This window comes from Shewanella sp. 5S214 (genome assembly GCF_041439795.1).
GTDB classification, from domain to species: domain Bacteria; phylum Pseudomonadota; class Gammaproteobacteria; order Enterobacterales; family Shewanellaceae; genus Shewanella; species Shewanella vesiculosa.
In genome coordinates, this window is record NZ_JBGOOV010000006.1 from 161,546 (window position 1) to 178,304 (window position 16,759).

At 39.9% G+C, this 16,759-nt stretch carries 17 protein-coding genes; 6 read left to right on the forward strand and 11 right to left on the reverse strand.

Translation table 11 applies throughout. From position 1 onward, the window contains the following. Positions 1 to 307 precede the first annotated feature (307 nt). The 8 genes from ybgF to ACED29_RS06110 all read right to left on the reverse strand — a co-directional run bounded on the left by ybgF (position 308) and on the right by ACED29_RS06110 (position 7,507). Entirely contained in the window at positions 308 to 1,045 is a 738-nt protein-coding gene (gene ybgF / locus ACED29_RS06075; protein ID WP_124016525.1) for a tol-pal system protein YbgF, read from the reverse strand. 55 nt (positions 1,046 to 1,100) lie between these two features. Then, complete coding sequence (gene pal, locus ACED29_RS06080) at positions 1,101 to 1,637, reverse strand: peptidoglycan-associated lipoprotein Pal (protein ID WP_124016524.1); 537 nt, start codon at positions 1,635 to 1,637, stop codon at positions 1,101 to 1,103. 23 nt (positions 1,638 to 1,660) lie between these two features. Next, the gene (gene tolB, locus ACED29_RS06085; protein ID WP_371697273.1) at positions 1,661 to 2,989 is read right to left on the reverse strand and encodes a Tol-Pal system beta propeller repeat protein TolB; all 1,329 of its coding nucleotides are present in this window, start codon (positions 2,987 to 2,989) and stop codon (positions 1,661 to 1,663) included. Between the two features lie 43 nt (positions 2,990 to 3,032). Continuing rightward, the gene (tolA, locus tag ACED29_RS06090; protein ID WP_182722238.1) at positions 3,033 to 3,995 is read right to left on the reverse strand and encodes a cell envelope integrity protein TolA; all 963 of its coding nucleotides are present in this window, start codon (positions 3,993 to 3,995) and stop codon (positions 3,033 to 3,035) included. Next, on the reverse strand, positions 3,996 to 4,424 hold the full coding sequence (gene tolR, locus ACED29_RS06095) for a protein TolR (RefSeq protein WP_124016521.1): 429 nt from the start codon (positions 4,422 to 4,424) through the stop codon (positions 3,996 to 3,998). Further along, positions 4,424 to 5,113 carry a protein TolQ gene (gene tolQ, locus ACED29_RS06100; protein WP_124016520.1) on the reverse strand — a complete coding sequence of 230 codons (690 nt, stop codon included), beginning with the start codon at positions 5,111 to 5,113 and terminating at the stop codon, positions 4,424 to 4,426. The genes tolR and tolQ overlap by 1 nt, the downstream gene beginning before the upstream one ends. Then, entirely contained in the window at positions 5,103 to 5,504 is a 402-nt protein-coding gene (gene ybgC / locus ACED29_RS06105; protein WP_124016519.1) for a tol-pal system-associated acyl-CoA thioesterase, read from the reverse strand. Before ybgC ends, tolQ begins: the two co-directional genes overlap by 11 nt. 1,133 nt (positions 5,505 to 6,637) lie before the next feature. Continuing rightward, positions 6,638 to 7,507 (reverse strand): OmpA family protein, encoded by an 870-nt coding sequence (locus ACED29_RS06110; RefSeq protein WP_124016518.1) that lies wholly within the window; start codon positions 7,505 to 7,507, stop codon positions 6,638 to 6,640. A gap of 187 nt (positions 7,508 to 7,694) precedes the next feature. Here ACED29_RS06110 and rnt point away from each other — a divergent pair, with 187 nt between their 5' ends. After that, positions 7,695 to 8,360, forward strand: coding sequence for a ribonuclease T (gene rnt, locus ACED29_RS06115; RefSeq protein ID WP_371697274.1), 666 nt, complete (start codon positions 7,695 to 7,697; stop codon positions 8,358 to 8,360). A 143-nt stretch (positions 8,361 to 8,503) separates the two neighbouring features. On the opposite strand, the gene ACED29_RS06120 is transcribed toward rnt, so the two are convergent. Then, complete coding sequence (locus ACED29_RS06120; RefSeq protein WP_124016516.1) at positions 8,504 to 9,109, reverse strand: peroxiredoxin; 606 nt, start codon at positions 9,107 to 9,109, stop codon at positions 8,504 to 8,506. Between the two features lie 388 nt (positions 9,110 to 9,497). Between ACED29_RS06120 and ACED29_RS06125 the strand changes: the two genes are divergently transcribed. Continuing rightward, the gene (locus tag ACED29_RS06125; protein ID WP_124016515.1) at positions 9,498 to 10,820 is read left to right on the forward strand and encodes a Na+/H+ antiporter family protein; all 1,323 of its coding nucleotides are present in this window, start codon (positions 9,498 to 9,500) and stop codon (positions 10,818 to 10,820) included. 145 nt (positions 10,821 to 10,965) lie between these two features. Here ACED29_RS06125 and upp read toward each other — a convergent pair whose 3' ends face one another. After that, positions 10,966 to 11,592 carry a uracil phosphoribosyltransferase gene (gene upp, locus ACED29_RS06130; protein ID WP_124016514.1) on the reverse strand — a complete coding sequence of 209 codons (627 nt, stop codon included), beginning with the start codon at positions 11,590 to 11,592 and terminating at the stop codon, positions 10,966 to 10,968. A gap of 241 nt (positions 11,593 to 11,833) precedes the next feature. Here upp and purM point away from each other — a divergent pair, with 241 nt between their 5' ends. After that, positions 11,834 to 12,871 carry a phosphoribosylformylglycinamidine cyclo-ligase gene (purM, locus tag ACED29_RS06135; protein WP_182722236.1) on the forward strand — a complete coding sequence of 346 codons (1,038 nt, stop codon included), beginning with the start codon at positions 11,834 to 11,836 and terminating at the stop codon, positions 12,869 to 12,871. Then, positions 12,871 to 13,515, forward strand: a complete 645-nt coding sequence (purN, locus tag ACED29_RS06140; protein WP_124016512.1) for a phosphoribosylglycinamide formyltransferase — start codon at positions 12,871 to 12,873, stop codon at positions 13,513 to 13,515. The genes purM and purN overlap by 1 nt, the downstream gene beginning before the upstream one ends. A gap of 90 nt (positions 13,516 to 13,605) precedes the next feature. Here purN and cysB read toward each other — a convergent pair whose 3' ends face one another. Further along, on the reverse strand, positions 13,606 to 14,583 hold the full coding sequence (gene cysB, locus ACED29_RS06145; protein WP_124016511.1) for an HTH-type transcriptional regulator CysB: 978 nt from the start codon (positions 14,581 to 14,583) through the stop codon (positions 13,606 to 13,608). Positions 14,584 to 14,970: 387 nt separating this feature from the next. On the opposite strand from cysB, the gene ACED29_RS06150 reads away from it, so the two are divergent. Both ACED29_RS06150 and ACED29_RS06155 read left to right on the forward strand, forming a co-directional pair. Next, a complete protein-coding gene (locus ACED29_RS06150) occupies positions 14,971 to 15,750 on the forward strand; it encodes a hypothetical protein (RefSeq protein WP_182696963.1) in 780 nt (259 codons plus the stop codon). A gap of 569 nt (positions 15,751 to 16,319) precedes the next feature. After that, complete coding sequence (locus ACED29_RS06155; protein WP_165870096.1) at positions 16,320 to 16,754, forward strand: DUF4878 domain-containing protein; 435 nt, start codon at positions 16,320 to 16,322, stop codon at positions 16,752 to 16,754. Positions 16,755 to 16,759 lie beyond the last annotated feature (5 nt).

The window sequence follows — 16,759 nt, forward strand, 5'->3', positions numbered from 1 at the left end:
TAAAAGCCAACTGCTCTACCAACTGAGCTAACGACCCATCTTGGTTTTGCAAGAATATCTATTCTTACTGGGAAAAAGCCAACTGTCTCTGTTTCAAGACCAACTAAGCTAACGACCCATCTTGGTAACTAAGAAACACTAACTTAGACAGTAACGATAGAATAAGTTATAGCTCTTAACACCCCCAGAAGGCTATGCCGTTCTGAGGGCGCCTATAATACCTTTTTCAATTTCTCATGCAAGCGCAAATTTATAATTTCTTGTTGTTTGCATGAAAAACAGACTAAGAGGCTGTTTTTTGTCTTGATTAGCCTTTCAATGCCGATAATTGCTGCTGTGCAAGGCGTGCAGATGCACTATCTGCATACTCTTTTAATACTTTATTATAAAGCGATCTGGCGCCGGCTGAATCATTTTCTTTTTCGGCAATCATGCCCAGTTTAACTAAACTGTCAGCACGCTTATTTGAATCAGCAAACTTACTGACAACGGTACTAAAAGCTTGTTTCGCGTCATTGTATTCACTTTTATTATACAATAACTGGCCTAACCAATAGTTTGCATTAGCGGCATAATTAGATTCAGGGTATGTTGATATGAAGGTACGAAAAGCAGGAATTGCTTCATCGTATTTACGTTCTTTGAGGACTAAATTCACTGCAGCCTCATAGCTTCCGGTTTCATCCAACGTTGAACTGGCAGCCGCCACTGTTGTCGCGTCAGCTTGAGCTGGCACTGCTGGAGTTGATGACTTAGCAGTAAGATTAGCAATTTCTTCATACAGCTGTCGTTGACGCTGCAATATCTGATTCATTTGATAATTTTGTTGCTCAGTAATACCTCTTAACTCTAACACTTCATTTTGCAACGAGTCCATACGACGCTGCATATCAAACTCGCCTTGCTGCTTTGCTTTAATGATGCGTTCTAATCTTGACACTCTGTCATTATTAGAACCACCTGCAACATCTTCAACAGGGGCTGGAGCAGCAAAAGCTGAAGCCGTTGTGAAAAACATTGCCGCAACTAATATGGCTTGTTTCATTTTTATCTCCTAAAAAAAGGCCAACCGATAAAGGTTGGCCTTGTACTTCTTTTACTTAGTAAACTAACACACCACGACGGTTTTTAGCAAAACCAGTATCGTTACGAGAAAAATCCAATGGCTTTTCTTCGCCATAACTGACTATGCTCATTTGGCCAGCCTGAACGCCCATACCTTGTAAATACTTAGCAATCGCTTTAGCACGACGCTCACCTAGTGCAATGTTGTATTCAGGAGTACCACGTTCGTCAGCATGACCTTCAATCAATACGCGAACATTTGGATGCTCAACTAAATAGTTACCATGAGCTTGAAGTATTTCAGCATTTTCGCTTTGAACTTCACTACGGTCAAAATCAAAATAAATGATATTTTGACGACGTAATTCCTGTTCTTTTAAACGTTGCTGCTCTGTTGGGCTTAACACAGGAGCGACACCACCTGTTTCAATACCACCAACACCATATTCACTACCTGTACCACTCATAGAACCGTTAGCGTCAGTTTCAGAGTCTGAAGTTGAGCTACAGGCACTCAGTGCCATAAGCGGAACTGCAACCAACATAGCTTTAAACAACTTATTCAGATCCATTTTAAATCCTTATCAATATCTATTTAGAGAAACGGAGACCATGCTGGTGATTTCACCTCGCCTTGGCCGACAGGCAATCTTGCTTTAAATCTGCCATCCATAGAAACAGCAGCTAATACTTGCTTACCTTGATGGGTTGTACCGTAGATAACCATAGTGCCATTAGGGGCAACACTTGGCGATTCATCAAGTTGAGTTGATGAAAGCACCTGCATAAAACGTGTTGCAAGATCCATTCTAGCAATATGGTACTTACCGTTAGTACGGTTTACAAAAATCATACTACGACCGTCTGGGGTAATTGAACCACCGAGGTTCCATTCTCCTTCAAAAGTCATGCGCGAGACTTTATTTGTATCTAAATTTACTAGATATAACTGTGGCTTGCCACCTCGTTCAGACGTAAACAAAATAGACTTACCATCAGGGAACCAAGAAGGCTCGGTATCAATTGCGTAATGGTCTGTGATACGTCGAGCAGCTTTAGTTGTTATATCAATTATATAAATATCTGGTTGACCGTCTTTTGACAAAGTGACAGCGAGTTTTTTACCATCTGGTGAAAATGCTGGCGCACCATTTATGCCATCAAAACTACTCACTAAAGTGCGTGTTTGACTATAAATGTCTTGCACAAAAATTTCGGCTTTTCTATTTTCAAAACTCACATACGCTAAACGACGACCATCAGGAGACCAAGTCGGTGACATCAATGGCTCAGGTGAGCGCAATAACATTTGCTCATTATAGCCATCATAGTCAGCAATCATTAGATGGTAAGGTGCTTTTTGACCTTGTTTTACCACAACATATGCAATACGGGTTAAAAATGCACCACGAATTCCTGTCAGCTTTTCATAAACAATATCACTGATCCGGTGACCATATTGTCTAAATTGGTTTGCACTGATAACGGTTTCACGGCTTTCAAGCAATAACTCACTGTTATTCTGAGGTCCTTTGCCAGCTTGAAGCTGTGCTTTAACTAAATCAATGAGTTCAAAACTCACTAAATACTGATCGGCGCCATAGGGCTTAATCGAGCCAACAACAAGTGCTTCAGCTTCAACATTAGTCCAATTCTGAGCAGTAAAATCATTCACTGACGCAATAGATGACTGGGGTAATGCACGTACATCGAGAGTTTTAAAGGTACCGCTACGAGCCAAATCAGATACCACAACATCAGAAATAGATGCTGGAGCAGGACCTTGCCCTTGCCATACAAAAGGCACCACAGCGATAGGTCTTGCTGCATCAACCCCTTCTGTAATCACAATATCTAACGCTGCGCGAGCGGGTGTAGTTAACACTATCAATACCAGCGTTAGCCATTTAGCCAAATTTTTCATGCGACTCCTTTTAACTCAATTCCATCATTAAATACGATTAATATTAATTAAATTCCGGTGAAACGGTTAAATTAATTTCTTTTAATTGCTGATAAACAGCCGGTTCAGGTGACACAGGTAACCGCCCTGCTTTATTTATTGAGGCTTTCGCTGCTCGACAAACAACCTGATCACCGTCTAACGTTTGGCTTGTTGTTACAAAACCATCTGCAGCTAGACGAATAAATACCCGACAGCTTTTACCACGCATTGACTCATCAACCACTAGATTTCGTTGAATAGTGGCAATAATCATAGCCTTATATTTATCAACCTCTGACAACACCTGCTTATTGCGCGTTTTAGAAAGTGAGTCTTGCTCTGCAGCCATAGCTTCAGCCATTTCACGCTCTTGACGCGCTTTATTATCAGCTTCAGCTTTACGTTTACGCTCAGCATCTTCCTTCCGTTTACGTTCATCTTCAGCACGTTGACGTTCTTCTTGAGCTTTTTTCGCAGCAGCTTCTTCTTGCTTACGCTTTTCAGCTGCTTTCTTAGCAGCATCTTCTGCAGCTTTTTGTTCCTGTTCTTTCTGTTTGCGAACCACTTCAGCTTTATCTGCGCGCTCTTTTTCTAGTACCTGCTTTGCTTGAGCAGCTTTAGCGGCATCATTGGCCTTTTGAGTTTCCTGCTCTTTTTGTTTACGCTGGATCTCTAAGGTTTTAATTTTTTCCTGCTCGCGTTCACGCTCGCGACGGGCTTCTAATGCTTTACGTTCTAATTCTGCTTGACGAGCCTTTTCTTGCTGAGCCACATCTTGTTTTTGCTTCTTTAACTGCTCAACTCTATCATTCACTTTCTGTTGATCAATCACGATCGCTTTCAAAGCTGGCGCACTTGCAGCAGCCGTTTGCATTACCTTCGGCTTATCGTCAAAACTAATGCCTAAAGCCAAGATGATGATAAACCCAATGTGAATACCAGCAGAAATAGACATCGGTACAGTTAAATCTGATTTGCCAGCCACCTATTTCTCCTTTGGTGAATCGGTCATTAACCCTACTGCTGGTACACCAGCGCCTTGCAAGCTAATCATTAATTGAATAACACTTTCGTAAGGTATTGCACGATCGGCCTTTACGACTACAGGCCTTAACGGTTCAAGTAGGATTAACGCGCCAACTTCAGTTGATACCTGCTCTAAGTCCATTGCCTGAGAATTTGAGCTACTACCTGTATTCAAGAAATATTGCCCATCAGCGTCAATTGAAGCAACGATAGGAGGCTTACTGTCCGGAGGTAAAGATTCCGCATTACCTTGCGGTAATTCTACTTTGACCCCTTGGGATACAATAGGCGCTGTCACCATAAAAATAATCAACAACACCAACATAACGTCGATGTAAGGCACAACGTTGATTTCTGCAACTGGGCGACGACGTTTACGCTGATACATTAAACAGCTTCCTTCTCGCTATATGCTTGACGTTGCAATATGTTGGAGAATTCTTCCATAAAGTTAGCATAAGTCATTTCAATTTTATCAACTTGCGTTGTAAAACGGTTATAACCAATAACAGCAGGGATAGCGGCAAACAGACCCATTGCCGTGGCAATCAATGCCTCTGCAATACCTGGAGCAACCATTGCAAGAGTTGCGTTTTCTACCGCACCTAGCGCAATAAAGGAATTCATAATCCCCCAAACAGTTCCGAACAAACCAATGTATGGGCTCGTTGAACCAATGGTTGCCAATAACGGTAAATGGTTTTCAAGTTTTTCCATTTCACGTGACAAACTCACTCGCATTGCTCGAGAGGTGCCATCCATAACCGCTTCAGGTGCTTTACTGTTTACTTTACTCAAACGGGTATATTCTTTAAAACCAGCAACAAACATCGATTCTAAGCCAGAAATCGCACTTCCTCTGGCTATCAGTTCTTTATAAAGTCGATTTAAGTCCACTCCAGACCAGAAAGTATCTTCAAAACGTAATGACTTGACTCTTGCTGAGCTTAATAATTTGTTGCGTTGAAGGATCACAGCCCATGAGGCAATCGATAATGCCAACAAGGTCAGCATAACTAACTTTACCAACACACTGGCTTCTAAAAACAAACCAATAAATGAAATTTCAGCGTGCACTGTCAAACTCCTGAACAATATTTAGGGGAATAGCGCGGGGACGCATACGTGATAAAGATATACACGCGACAACCACTGTCGCTTCACAATAGCAATCACCCTGATGATCAACTAGGCGCTGGTGAAACACCAACGACACTTTTTTTAATTCTATAACCTTGGATTCAACGACTAAATCCTGTTCAAACTTCGCTGCTTTACAAAAATCTAATGCAGCATGTTTAACGACAAAAGCAATGTCTTCTGTCAACAGTTCCGCTTGACTAACACCCATCGCTTTTAACCACTGAGTACGAGCTCGTTCGAAAAATTTTAGGTAATTCGAATGGTACACAACACCGCCAGCATCGGTATCTTCGTAATAGACAGAAATGGGCCAAACAAACATAATTTGAACATCAATTTTTAGGTTGTAAAAGTTGGCTTACTATACCGAGTACCAACACGCTTGTGAATAATGTACCAAGGTAAAAACAGACTTTATTTTGCTCAAAATGAACTGAAACACTCGAAAAACCTCAGGAACAGCAAGAGATGAAGCTTTATTAATGTATTCCACCTAATAATTAACAAGCGGTTAACTAAAGTATGCCATCAAGATAGTATATTACTTGGCGCTGACAGCCGACAATTAGCCCTTGCGAAAGTAAAAAATGTAACCACAAATGAATATAAAATAATCGCTGCAGTCCCATTATCGCACGTCCACATAAACGTAAACGTTAATAAAAGTTAAGCTAAAAATACACTCCACTTAAATATGGTTTTGAGCGAGGTAAAGTGCGGCTTATTTATCACACTATTCGGGGACAGGATCAAAAGAAACTGACCTGAAGTATTTTTCATCGCAGTAACTGAAGTCTATTAATGCTATCAATAACGATTAAGAGCAATATTAATCACATTGTGGAACATTATTAGGCTTCATGATTTACGCAAATATGTTCTATTTGTTAAATAATATTATCACACAATTATCTAATCCGAATACTTATGCAAAAAATGTAAATAACAACTTACAAAACCGCTATATAAGACGATTAGGGCAGATATAAAAATATAAGACCATTAAAAAGGATTAGTTTTACTAATCGTAAAGAGTAATTTTTCTAGTTTGTCAGTTTAGTGTATTAATTCTATTATGATCCTGTTTTCAAGACTTGTGATTCAGATATTGAAAATCAAGAACTCCAAACTGATGTAACCCAATACCTCAGTTTTCTCTAGTTCTTATGTTTGACTTCCTTCCTTAGATTTGTTGATTGCAAATTATTTAGCCCACTTGGATTAAGTGGGTTTTTTTTGTCTTTTTTTTCCGCAGCAATCAACATTAATCTCATATGAGTATACATCTTGGTATTCAACCTTCAGCATCGAACCCGTTAATAAAAAGTTAGTAAGCTTTTTACACTTCGGCATTCAATCAAAAGGTATTTATTTTAGCTCAAGGCCAAAGAGATAGTGATAAATAAACAACTGAGTTTAACTGCGCTAAGTAGCGCAGCTAAAAAATAAATGAGAGGATTAGATAGGCTTGGTTATTTTAATTACAACTCGGCGATTTAGCTTACGTTCTTCGGCAAGATCATTGCCTGCAACATGGCGTTTTTCACCATGACCGGATGTATGAATACGATCTTTAGGGATACCGCTAGCAATTAAAATATCTTTTACTGAGGCAGCTCGTTTATCTGACACCCTCTGATTAATAGAGCGTCCACCGTAACTGTCTGTGTATGCATCAACTAAAATCAGCTCAACGTCTGGATCAAAAGACAAGTAACGCTGTATTTTTTGTAACTGCTGGGTAGAAAAACGCGTCAGCTCTACCCCACCTTCTTGATAATTTAATACTGTAAAAGCGATATCATCAAAACTATAAGGCAGTAAATTAGCTAAACACGCGCGAAACTCACGATATTTTCCACCGAAATTAGCTGAAGAGATGCCAACTGCAATTTTAGTATCGTTATTGTACCAATCAGCATAATAAAACGTCGGCTCCATCCCCTGACTCAACTCATTTAACATTGACCAGGCGGCTTTTTTAGGCACTTCACCATTAAACTGCTTACTGTAAGTTAACTCAGTAATTTCTTTAGCATTATGCCCTGGACGCCAGCTAGGAGCTCGGCTAATTAACGTTGCTTTAGTCACAGCATCAGGCTTGAGCCACATATCTAAGGTGAAACTTAAATTTAAACTTTTACCGGCTCTACTGGTAAATATTGCACGGCCATAATCAGGAATATCATGCTCCAAGCGACACTCTATTGGATTATTCTCGCCAACACGCCATGCTGAGTTTTCAAGTGATGCAACGTAGTGCCTCAAATCAGCATGGGCTGTTGAGCAAAGACACAAACTTGTGAGAACGATCAGTTTTCGCCACATAAAAACACCCTTTATACCTAGTTACATTCTTACTATCGGCCCCAAAGTCTGTTCCTTTAGAAAACAATCATGGTTAATCGATGATAAAAACCACAATCAAACATGACACTGCGCTTGAGTTTGCGCATAATACTCGGCCTACATCATTTGCACCGATAAATGATAGCTATTGAGGATAAAGACTGTAATGACTGATATTTGCGACGCTAACAAGTTTAAACACCGCTTTCGTGGCTATTTCCCTGTGGTTATCGATGTCGAAACAGCAGGGTTTAATGCCAATACCGATGCGTTGCTCGAAATTGCAGTCAGCTTATTAAAAATGAATAGCGATGGGATTATTGAACTTGATAAAACGCTTCACTTTCATATTGAACCTTTCGAAGGCGCAAACTTAGAACCTGCAGCACTGGCGTTTAATGGTATTGACCCCACCAACCCACTTCGTGGAGCCATTGACGAAAAAGTCGCTTTTTTAGAAATATTCAAAGAAGTCAAAAAGGCTCAAAAAGCAGCAGATTGCCATCGCAGTATTATTGTTGCTCATAATGCCGCTTTTGACTTAGGTTTTGTTAACCAAGCGATTGAACGAAACGGCTTAAAGCGTTCTCCATTTCATCCTTTCGCAAGTTTTGATACTGCAACACTAGCAGGTCTTGCGATTGGCCATACAGTGTTAGCTAAAGCATGTAAAATGGCTGGAATAGCTTTCGATAATAACGAGGCGCATTCAGCTTTATACGATACTGAACGCACGGCCGAATTATTTTGCCTAATCGTTAACCGTTGGAAGGCGCTGGGCGGTTGGCCGTTAGTGGACCAAGATGATAGCAAGGATCTAGCAAACGAATAGTTAAGCTCAGTATTTTTATCACTTTTCGCCGGCTATTAATGGCCAACTATTTATTTACATCGACAAACTCAATACTAAACCATGAGTTTGATCCAATAAAAAAGCTGCCGAAGCAGCTTTTTTATTGTCTCTAATACGCTAAATTATAGCTTATCAGAGTTGTCTTTTAAGTATGCAGCTACACCTTCAGTGCTTGCAGTCATACCTTTTTCGCCTTTTGACCAGCCCGCAGGACAAACTTCACCGTGCTCTTCATGGAACTGAAGTGCGTCAATCATACGGATCATTTCATCAACGTTACGACCTAGTGGTAAATCGTTAACCACTTGATGACGAACCTGGCCTTCTTTATCTACTAAGAATGAACCACGGAAAGCCACACCCGCTTCAGGATGTTCAACATCGTATGCTTTACAAATTTCGTGCTTAACGTCAGCAACTAGAGTGTATTTAACTTGGCCAATACCACCCTTGTCTACTGGAGTGTTACGCCATGCGTTATGAGTGAACTGTGAGTCAATAGAAACACCAATCACTTCAACACCACGCTTGGTGAACTCTTCCATGCGGTGATCAAAAGCAATTAGCTCAGATGGACACACAAAAGTGAAATCAAGTGGGTAGAAGAAAATAACCGCAGGCTTACCTTTAATTGCGGTAGTGAGGTTAAATGTGTCAACAATCTCACCAGAACCAAGAACGGCTGCTGCTGTAAAATCTGGGGCTGGACGGCCTACTAATACGCTCATTATCTATCTCCATTTAATGGCTTAAACACTCGACAACGTTATAAGGTTCTTACTAAATAGTGATCTAGCAAACAATTAACTATAACGTTGGGACATATATCAGTTGTATACCATACATCTAATTCAACGGACTTATAAGTTATTTCAGATGAAAATTGGTTTACCTGCTGAAAAATAAAACATCATGACGCTTTGAATAATATCTTTCCAATATGACAAGATGATTTGTTGAGAAGATTTCACTGGTGCCTTACTTGCAGCAACTGATGAACGTAAGTCAATATTGCTAAAAAATCAGCATAAACAAGCAAAAAAGCGATATACGCTGGACAAATAGACTATTGGCAGTCAAGAATAGCCGCCTCACTTACTTTTAAGAAAAATGATTATGAATGCGGTTGTCATCGCGGTTTGCTTAATGTTGTTTTTAAGCTTTATTCGAATTAACGTTGTGGTGTCATTGACCATTAGTGCTGTTGTCGCAGGTATCGTTGGTGGATTAGATATTCATCAAACAATAGCAGCATTTAATGACGGCTTAGGCGGCGGCGCTCAAATCGCATTAAGTTATGCATTACTCGGTGCCTTCGCCGCAGCATTATCGCATTCAGGCTTAACAACGTTAATTTCTCATTCAATTATAAAAAAACTGGGTAAAGAACCTAATAGTGGTAATACCCAAGTTGTACGGTGGTTGTTATTGATCACGATACTGTTAATGGCAATATCATCGCAAAATATTTTGCCTATTCATATCGCCTTTATTCCTATCCTTATTCCGCCACTATTGCATGTGATTTCTAAGCTCCATATCGACCGACGTCTTATTGCCTGTATTCTGACATTCGGTTTGGTCACCACTTATATGATATTACCTATCGGTTTTGGTGGCATTTTCCTCAATGACATCCTGTTAGCAAATTTAAACACTAATGGCTTAAATGCAGTAGCTGAACAAATACCTAAGGCAATGTTACTGCCAGCAATAGGTATGGTTGTTGGTCTGCTTACGGCGATATTTATTAGTTATCGCAAACCTAGAGAATACATGATTGAACAACCTGTGATCAGTGACAGTATTTCAACCACCATTAGTCGAAAAAGTTTGTTGGTCTCACTCTCTGCCATTTTGGCGACGCTAATTGTTCAATTACAAACTGACTCGATGATATTTGGCGCATTAAGTGGATTTATCATTTTTCGGTTTTCAGGAATAATCAAGCACGAAGTCAGCAAAGACTTGTTTAATCAGGGTGTGCACATGATGGCTAATATTGGCTTTATTATGATTGCAGCTGCAGGCTTTGCAGCAGTAGTTAAATCAACTGGTGAAGTTAGCACACTGGTAACCTCTTTAGGTGACATCATTGGTGACAACAAGGCATTAGCTGCGCTATTGATGCTGATTGTTGGACTGTTAATTACAATGGGAATTGGCTCTTCATTCTCAACGATTCCTATTATCGCCACCATTTATGTGCCATTAGCTCTCAGTTTTGGTTTCTCGATTGCGGCAACCATTGCACTCGTCGGCACAGCGGCCGCACTTGGTGACGCAGGATCACCAGCATCGGATTCCACTCTGGGCCCCACTGCTGGTCTCAATGCCGATGGGCAACATGACCATATTCGAGACAGCGTTATCCCAACGTTTATTCATTACAATATCCCATTACTGATATTTGGCTGGATTGCAGCGATGGTATTGTAAAATAGGCTAAATACTGACGAGCTGTCTTGATATAGTAAAAAACGGGAGCCTAACTAAGGCTCCCGTTTTTTATTGTCTGGTATTAAAGCATCAAGCCATCTAACAATGGGCTTTAACATTGAGCACAAAAATCACTCAGTTAATATTACTTAGTACCGAATATCTTGTCACCAGCATCACCTAAACCAGGCAAAATATAACCTTGTTCGTTTAAACAATCATCAATTGCTGCGGTATAAAGTTCAATATCAGGATGCGCAAGTTCAAGCGCTTTGATACCTTCTGGCGCGGCAACCAAAACCAGTGCTTTGATCGAAGTACAGCCACGTTTTTTCAGTAAATCGATAGTCGCAATCATCGAACCACCGGTGGCTAACATAGGGTCAACCACTAATGCGATGCGTTCTTCAACATTACTGACTATTTTTTCAAAGTAAGGCACGGGCTGTAATGTTTCTTCATCACGATAAATACCGACAACAGAAATACGAGCACTAGGTAGATGCTCAAGCACACCATCCATCATTCCTAAACCCGCACGTAAAATAGGCACGACAGTGACTTTCTTACCTTTAAGTTGATCAATAGTAACAGGGCCATTCCACCCCTCTATGGTAACCGTTTCAGTTTCAAAATCAGCTGTTGCTTCATAGGTTAATAAACTGCCAACTTCAGTGGCAAGTTCGCGAAATCGTTTGGTGCTGATATCTGCTTCACGCATCAAACCGACTTTATGACGAACCAGAGGATGCTTTACTTCAACGACTTTCATTTATTTCTCCTAGATTTCTGACTATTTCAGGCAAATTTGATAAATGTTAGACGATTTATCCTCTCTATAAAACATAAAGTTTCAAAATTGCTGTAAATCGTGAGCTAAACCAATAAAAAATAGGCAAATCATCGTTTTCTTTATAGGATAAAGTAAAAAGATGGCTTCCGACTCGCACGACAAACTGGTAGAATATCGGCGCATAAAATTCCATAAAACGATGTACCCTAGAGGATCCTCCGTGACCACTCCAACCCCCCTAAGTTACAAAGACGCCGGCGTTGATATCGATGCAGGTAATGCGTTAGTAAACAACATTAAATCTGCGGTAAAACGCACTCGCCGTCCAGAAGTTATGGGCAATTTAGGTGGTTTTGGCGCATTATGCGAATTACCAACTAAATATAAACACCCTGTACTGGTTTCCGGCACAGATGGTGTTGGCACTAAATTAAGATTAGCTATTGATTACAAAAAGCATGACACCGTGGGTGTTGATTTAGTTGCCATGTGTGTCAACGATCTGATTGTTTCTGGTGCTGAGCCACTTTTCTTCCTCGATTATTATGCAACAGGTAAGCTTGACGTTGAAACAGCTACCTCTGTTGTTACAGGTATCGCTGAAGGTTGTTTCCAATCAGGTTGTGCTTTAATTGGTGGCGAAACTGCTGAAATGCCAGGCATGTATGAAGGCGAAGATTACGATCTAGCTGGATTTTGTGTTGGTGTTGTTGAAAAAGCAGACATCATTGATGGTACCAAAGTCAAAGCGGGTGACTCACTTATCGCTCTAGGTTCTAGTGGTCCTCATTCAAATGGTTACTCGTTAATCCGCAAAGTATTAGAAGTGAGTCAAGCAGACCCGCAGCAAGATCTTGCTGGTAAGCCATTAATAGACCATTTACTTGAACCAACAAGAATTTATGTTAAGCCTTTATTGAAGCTGATTGAACAATCAGACATTCATGCAATGGCACACATTACCGGTGGTGGATTCTGGGAAAATATCCCACGCGTGCTGCCTGATGATTGCAAAGCTGTCGTCAAAGGTGACTCTTGGCAGTGGCCAGTGGTGTTTGATTGGCTAATGACAAACGGCAATATTGCACAACACGAAATGTTCCTAACATTTAACTGTGGTGTCGGTATGGTGATTGCACTACCAGCAGATAAAGTCGATGCCGCATTAGCATTATTAACCGCCGAAGGCGAAAATGCTTGGTTAATAGGTGAAATTGCTTCTCGTCAAGGTGACGAAGAGCAAGTGGAGATCATCTAATGAGCCAAAGCTGTCGTGTTGTGGTACTGATTTCCGGTAATGGCAGTAATCTTCAAGCTATCATTGATGGTTGTGATGATAATTTAAAAGCTAACATTGTTGGAGTGATCAGTAACAAGCCGGATGCTTATGGATTAATACGCGCCCATCAAAGCGAAATTGATACCAGTTGTGTTATTCCTTATGCCAATGAAATACGCAGTGAATATGATGCGCGTTTATTAAAGGCAATAGAAAAGTATCAGCCAGACCTGATCGTTCTAGCCGGATTTATGCGTATTTTAACTGATGATTTTGTTAGCCATTTCCTTGGAAAGATGATTAACATCCATCCATCGTTATTGCCTAAATATCCAGGATTACACACGCATCAGCGTGCCATTGATGCTGGCGATACCGAACACGGCGCCAGTGTACATTTTGTGATACCAGAACTCGATGCTGGACCTGCTATATTGCAAGCTAAAGTGCCGATTTACCCAGAAGATGATGCTGAAACATTAGCAGAGCGTGTTCACGAACAAGAACATGCTATTTATCCACTGGTGGTAAAATGGTTCAGTCTGGGTCGTTTGACTATGACTGATGGTAAAGCTTATTTAGATGGCCTATTAATCGGTGAATCAGGGTATGCGCCGGACTAATCTGTCACTCAGCTTTTAACATGCTGCTCATAAAAAAACCTCGCTGACATGCGAGGTTTTTTATGTAACAAACAAAAATGATATTAAGTACTAACGTACTGGTAGGTCAATATTAGAAAACATTTCATCAATCAATTGTTGGTCACGAAGAGCCACGGCTTTTTCAACAACATCTCGGGTTAAATGCGGTGCAAAATGACGCATAAAATCATACATATAGCTTCGTAAAAAGCTACCACGTCTAAAGCCTATTTTGGTTGTACTATGGGCAAACAGATGACTTGCATCAATTGCCACTAAATCTTTATCAACCGCTGGATCAATTGCCATTGAAGCAATCACCCCTACACCAAGCCCCAAACGAACATAAGTCTTAAGGACGTCAGCACTGGTTGCACTAAACACCACGCGCGGATCAAGATCTGCACGCTTAAACGACTTTTCAATTTCAGATGCTTTATCAAAACCAAACACATAAGTGACCAATGGAAACGTCGCTAAGTCTTCGATACTGATTTTTGCCGATTGAGAAGCTAGCGGGTGATCCCGTGTGACGACAATTGAACGATTCCAATGGTAACAAGGCAACATAATGAGATCGGTATATAGATGCATCGCTTCTGTCGCGATGGCAAAGTCCGCATCGCCTCTGACTGCTTGCTCACTAATTTGCGAAGGCGTGCCCTGATGCATATGTAAATTAACTTTTGGATATCGTTTAATGAACTCACGAATTATTTGTGGCAGAGCATAGCGAGCTTGTGTATCTGTCGTAGCAATATTCAATTCCCCCTGATTGGGCTTGGTATATTCTTCAGACACCTTCTTAATACTATCGACTTTGCCAAGTATATCATTTGCAATATCAATAACTTGCTGACCTGCAGGGGTCACGTGAGTCAAATGTTTACCACTTCGACCAAATATTTGAATGCCTAATTCATCTTCTAGCATTCTAACTTGCTTACTAATACCGGGTTGTGAAGTATAGAGATTCTCAGCCGTTGATGACACATTTAGGTTGTGTTTAACAACCTCTGCAATATATCTAAGTTGTTGCAGCTTCATGGTTTTATCCTTGATTTAACCGGCACTCATCAGCAAATATGCAAATAAGAAAAAATCGGTCGTTGTTTTACATAACAAGAACAATTGTTCAACTATAATAAAACGTTATATGACACTTGAAATGTAATATAAATAGGAATAACGAGCAAGTAAAAATAGCGGTTATTGAATCGACTTAGCTTTTTATAAACATCTTGGTTAGTCTGTTTAATGATTTATCAACAAAACGACTTATTATTCAACGACAGCCGCGATAACATACGCTAAGATATAGAATCTTTTTGATGAAATTTTATTAGCACAGCTTATTCCAACATCAAATTTACTTCTAGCCATCGTTGTTTGGCTATACTTACCATGTGATATGAAAGATAAAATGGAACCTTTATGTCCTTAATTTTGGTATTAATTCTTATTGGTGCACTGTTACTGCTAATTATTGGCTTTAGTATTGTCCAACAACAAAAAGAGCGTGCAGAAGCCGAGCGTCGCATAGAAATTGCTCGTCAGCGCGCCATCATAGATGAAACCGATGCCGTCTTATCTAACACAGGTATGACACCATCTTCTAGCCATATCATGTTAATCCTTTATCGCCGCATTCAAGATGCTTTAGAACAGTCATTATTACATGCATCAGGGCAATTAAAATCTGATTACGAACGTCGCTTAAACGACATAAAAGCACAAGTATCTAGTGTATCTAGCTCAGCAAGCCAAGTCCCTGCGATTGAGGGCTTCCGCCTACCTGATAATGACAGACAAGTTTTAGAGTTAGTCAAAACACTCAAAAAGCTTAAAGCGATTTTACGAGCCGAACATAACAAGGGAAAAGTTGATCCGTCTATTTTTAGTCAAGAAGAAATGCGTATTGATAACCTTCAATTAAGAATTAATGTTGAATCTATGATTACTCGAGCACGTGCCGCTTGCTTTATGAAACAGTACGGTTCAAGTAAACAGATGGTCACTAAAGCTTTAAACACTTTGCACACGATCAAGGGACAAACTCCGAATGATCCTTTTATTGCTCGTAAAGTCGATGAAGCCAAGCAACTACTCGATGAAATAATGGGTGCTCAAAAGCATAGTGAACCAAGTGCACCAAAACAGAAAAAAGAAGGTGATGATCTTGATATGCTATTTCAACCGAAAAAGAAATGGTGATGGTCTTGCTTTAATTTTGCTATAAAAAAAGCCTCGTTATGAGGCTTTTTTTATAGGCGAAATTGATTTTAAGTAAAGTCGTCGTTACTTTTTAACCACACACAAAACATCACTTAATACAAAGGCTTAGTGATATAAACAACATTCGTCAACAAAGTTGTCCACAGATTCTGTGGATAACATTTAAATCCGTTATTATTACTGCATTAATAAGTAATAATTCATCTGTACGCTGATACGGCATAGCTGGGTGTATATAACTCGCGTAACGTTACTATATTGATTTATGACATGTCATATAGAGCGCGTCAAGCCATTAAGATCAAAAATACTCTCTTATGTTGTCAATTGAACAAATAATAGTTTATCCACTCATTTATTATCTGCTTCTATATTTCCAATATACAAAATCTCACTTATTCGTCCCGGTAAGCAATGGTTAACATGATGGCGATCTATAAAAGGATGGTTTATATCACTCCTATCCTTGTAAGCCATGACATAAATCGAGATACTGGTTAAAATTATAAAAACAACTGTATTAGAATATGATGTTAAATATGAATTTGATAAGAATTTTACCTTTTTTCCTGCTACTCATTCTCAGTGCCTGTGGTCAATCAGATGAGTTTGGCGAAGCCCAACTCACGCCAGAACAAGTATCCTTGGGCTTCTTCGAAGCAATTTACGTTGATCGTGATGTAGATAAAGCAAAGAAGTTTGTCTCTGCTGATATCCAAGAGATCATGGATCACTACCATATTGCATCTGCGGTACAACGACATGTCTTAGGCTTATCCATGAAGCAAGTAACTATGTCTATCGATGAGATTGATATCGATTTCTTCCGTAAATTCACCGATGACGTAACAGTAGTGGTTAAAATGCAAGGATTGAAAGGTGGCAGAGATTGGATTGACGATCGAACTATTCGTCTGCATAAAATAGGTAATACTTGGGTTATTGTTGAAATATTAACTGAAAAAGGTCGTATTGAAGGTTGATATTG

Coding starts and splice junctions, on each gene's coding strand:
- ybgF (WP_124016525.1), bottom strand. CDS start 1,045: ATGAAACAAGCCATATTAGTTGCGGCAATGTTTTTCACAACGGCTTCA.
- pal (WP_124016524.1), bottom strand. CDS start 1,637: ATGGATCTGAATAAGTTGTTTAAAGCTATGTTGGTTGCAGTTCCGCTT.
- tolB (WP_371697273.1), bottom strand. CDS start 2,989: ATGAAAAATTTGGCTAAATGGCTAACGCTGGTATTGATAGTGTTAACT.
- tolR (WP_124016521.1), bottom strand. CDS start 4,424: ATGTATCAGCGTAAACGTCGTCGCCCAGTTGCAGAAATCAACGTTGTG.
- ACED29_RS06110 (WP_124016518.1), bottom strand. CDS start 7,507: ATGTGGCGAAAACTGATCGTTCTCACAAGTTTGTGTCTTTGCTCAACA.
- rnt (WP_371697274.1), top strand. CDS start 7,695: ATGACTGATATTTGCGACGCTAACAAGTTTAAACACCGCTTTCGTGGC.
- ACED29_RS06120 (WP_124016516.1), bottom strand. CDS start 9,109: ATGAGCGTATTAGTAGGCCGTCCAGCCCCAGATTTTACAGCAGCAGCC.
- ACED29_RS06125 (WP_124016515.1), top strand. CDS start 9,498: ATGAATGCGGTTGTCATCGCGGTTTGCTTAATGTTGTTTTTAAGCTTT.
- upp (WP_124016514.1), bottom strand. CDS start 11,592: ATGAAAGTCGTTGAAGTAAAGCATCCTCTGGTTCGTCATAAAGTCGGT.
- purN (WP_124016512.1), top strand. CDS start 12,871: ATGAGCCAAAGCTGTCGTGTTGTGGTACTGATTTCCGGTAATGGCAGT.
- cysB (WP_124016511.1), bottom strand. CDS start 14,583: ATGAAGCTGCAACAACTTAGATATATTGCAGAGGTTGTTAAACACAAC.
- ACED29_RS06150 (WP_182696963.1), top strand. CDS start 14,971: ATGTCCTTAATTTTGGTATTAATTCTTATTGGTGCACTGTTACTGCTA.